Consider the following 2,806-nt stretch of genomic DNA (forward strand, 5'->3'; position numbering starts at 1 on the left):
ACCGCGCCGCCCGTCGGCAACGCATACGCGCTCGTCGCCGCCAGACCCAGCAGCGATACGCCCACCGCCAGCAGGCGCTTGCCGCTGCCCGTCTTGCCCCGACGGCGCGCCGTTTCGCTCACCGCGCACCAGCCGCCCTGCGCGTCGTTCCATACCAGTGAATAGGCCTTATTCATATGGAGTCCTGTCTATGTGATTTTCCAACGCCCGTTGCAAGCGGGCAGACGATCAGGTCCGCCCGGAGATCCGGGCCGACTCGATCCCATCCATGCAACCGGCCGACGGCCAAGCTTGCGCCGCGCCGAACCGGTCCACCCCGGACCGGCCGGCCATGACCGGCTTGCATGTCTTTCGGCAACGTCATCTCGTATCGAGCGGGGAATGGCGCCGGAGCGGCGCTTGCAGCCCACACCGCGCGCGACGCCACGCCCCGCAGCGACGCGAATTACCGATTGCCGCCGACCACGCCGAGGTTCATGCCCGCGAAGCGTTCGGCCGATGCCGCGCCCGTCGTCAGGCTCGATTCGATGATTGCCGTATTGATGCCTGCGAAACCGCCGTAAACCGACGGTCGCGCCTGCGCCGGATAGTCGATCTTCGAGCTCGTGCTCGACAAGCGGATCGTGCCGGCGTTGCCGCCCACGAAGCCGCCGCTCATCGTCCCGACGCCCGACACCGTCCCGGACGACTCGGAACCGGTAATCAACGCTTCGTTCCACCCGACGAATCCGCCGACGGCGAGCCCGCTCGCGAGCGTCACGTCGCCGAACGCCTTCGAGCCGCTCACGACGGCATTCAGCCCCTTGTTGAGGCCGACCAGGCCGCCGACGTAGCTGTCGCGCCCGGCGGAAGCGTTCGACGTCGAGCTCGACGCGACGATCGCGCCGTGGTTTTCGCCGACGAGGCCGCCGACCGTGTTGTTCAGGCCGCCGCGCACGGTGCCGCCCGACTTCGAAGCGTCGATCGTCCCGTCGTTGACGGCCACGAGTCCGCCGGCCGTGCTCGCGTTGCCTGCGATCACGTCGCCTTCCGCCACGCCCTGGCGAATCGTGCCGTCGTTCCGGCCGACCAGACCGCCGACGACGCCGCTCGCGGTATTGCTCACCCGCCCCTTCGCCGACACGTCCGCGAGGACGGCGCCGGCATGCTCGCCCGCAAAGCCGCCCACCGCCGCCGCGCCGTTTCCGGTCACGTTGCCGGACGCGTGCGATTGGCTGATCGCGCCGCCGACGTTGCTGCCGACCAGGCCGCCGAGCGTACTGCCGGCCGTCGCGGTGACGTTGCCATTCGCCGAGGCGTCGCGAATGCTGCCGCCCACGTTGCTGCCGACCAGGCCGCCGACGGTCGCTCCCGACGCCGCGCCGACACTGCCGCTTGCCGACACGGCCGACAGCGCCGTATCGAAGCTCCAGCCGATCGCCCCGCCGACATAGCCGTTTTTCCCCGACGACACGGCCACCGACGAAGTCGAACGCTCGATGGCGCCGCTGCCGGCCAGGCCGACGAGACCGCCAGCGACCACGTTGTCGCCTACCGAAAGCTTGCCGCCGCTCGACGAATCCGACACGGTCGCGTCCCAGTTCGTGCCGACCAGGCCGCCCACCGTATACGTCCCGAGCGCCGGCGCCCCCTTGCTCGTGATCTCGGCGTCGGCGCGACCGTTCGCGATCCGCCCGCCGGCGAGGTTCTGGCCGACCAGCCCGCCAATCGACGTCACCTTGTCGTTGCCGCTGATCCGCCCCTGGAAGCGCGCGCCGTCGATGGCGCCGCCGTTGTTCACGCCGACGAGCCCGCCCACCACGCTTTCGCTCCGGCCGGAAAGCGACGACGACACCGACATGCGCGTCGCGCGGACGTTCGAAATCGTCCCGCGGTTGTATGCAGCCAGGCCGCCGATCACCGAATCACTGGAGATCGACGTGTTGTTCAAGGTCAGCGAATCGAGCGCGAGGTTGGCGATGCGGCCGCGGTTCTCCGCAAAGAGGCCGACCGCCGGGCCGCCAGCAGTGACGTTCAGCCGCGAAACCGTGTTGCCGAGGCCGTCGAACACGCCGTCGAACGCGCCGTTCGCTCCGATGCTCTGGAACGATGCGCCGCGGCCGTCCACCGCGTTGCCGAGTACGTAGTGGCCGTTCAGGTCGCGGTCGACGCCGCGCAGGCCCGCTACATCGTGGATCACCTGATACGCTTCACCGTTCGACGAGAACGACGCATTGCGGCCCGACAGCGTTGCCGACGCGTTGTCTTGCGTGAACCGGTGACCCTTCGCCGAGTTCAGCTCCAGATGCGCCTGCTCACCCGTCAGCGCAAGCTTGTCATCCACGCGGATCTCGCCCGCCGCGTTTGCCACCACGCGCGCCTTTGCGCCGCTTGCTGCTACTGCCTGCTTCAGCGCAACGTCACCCTTTTGCGACGTCAGCGTCAGTGCATGGTCGCTCGTCCAGTTCAGTGCGCCATCGACCGTCACGTCGCCCGACGTGTTCGTCAACGCAACGTTCGTCGTGCCCAGTGCGCGCGACAGCGTCTGTCCGCCCAGTGCGCCGTCCGCATTGTCGACGTTCGCGTTTGCCGACTCGATCGTCCACGTACCCGTGCGACCCGACACGTTGCGCGTATCGACCTGTGCATCGCCCGACACCTTCACCCGTTCGCCGCGCGTCGTCACGTCACCGCTCGCCGCGTTCAGCTTGCCGGCTACCTGCACCAGACCGCCGTCCAGTACGATCTTCCCGTCGCGCGTGCCCAGCCCCTGCGCCTCGATCGTCCCGCTGTTGTTCACCACCGCGTTCAGCAGGCCATTCGCCGC

2 protein-coding genes are annotated in these 2,806 nt (G+C 68.8%); both read right to left on the reverse strand.

Going from position 1 to position 2,806, the window contains the following annotated elements; genetic code table 11:
* On the reverse strand, nucleotides 1-176 hold a 176-nt coding region (locus tag GQ57_RS44575), incomplete at its 3' end, for an ESPR domain-containing protein (RefSeq protein ID WP_152603485.1).
* Between the two features lie 269 nt (nucleotides 177-445).
* Nucleotides 446-2,806 (reverse strand): beta strand repeat-containing protein (locus GQ57_RS37860; RefSeq protein WP_034200603.1); only part of this gene is annotated, 2,361 nt, incomplete at its 5' end.

The organism is Burkholderia sp. MSh2 (assembly GCF_000731655.1).
GTDB classification, from domain to species: domain Bacteria; phylum Pseudomonadota; class Gammaproteobacteria; order Burkholderiales; family Burkholderiaceae; genus Burkholderia; species Burkholderia paludis.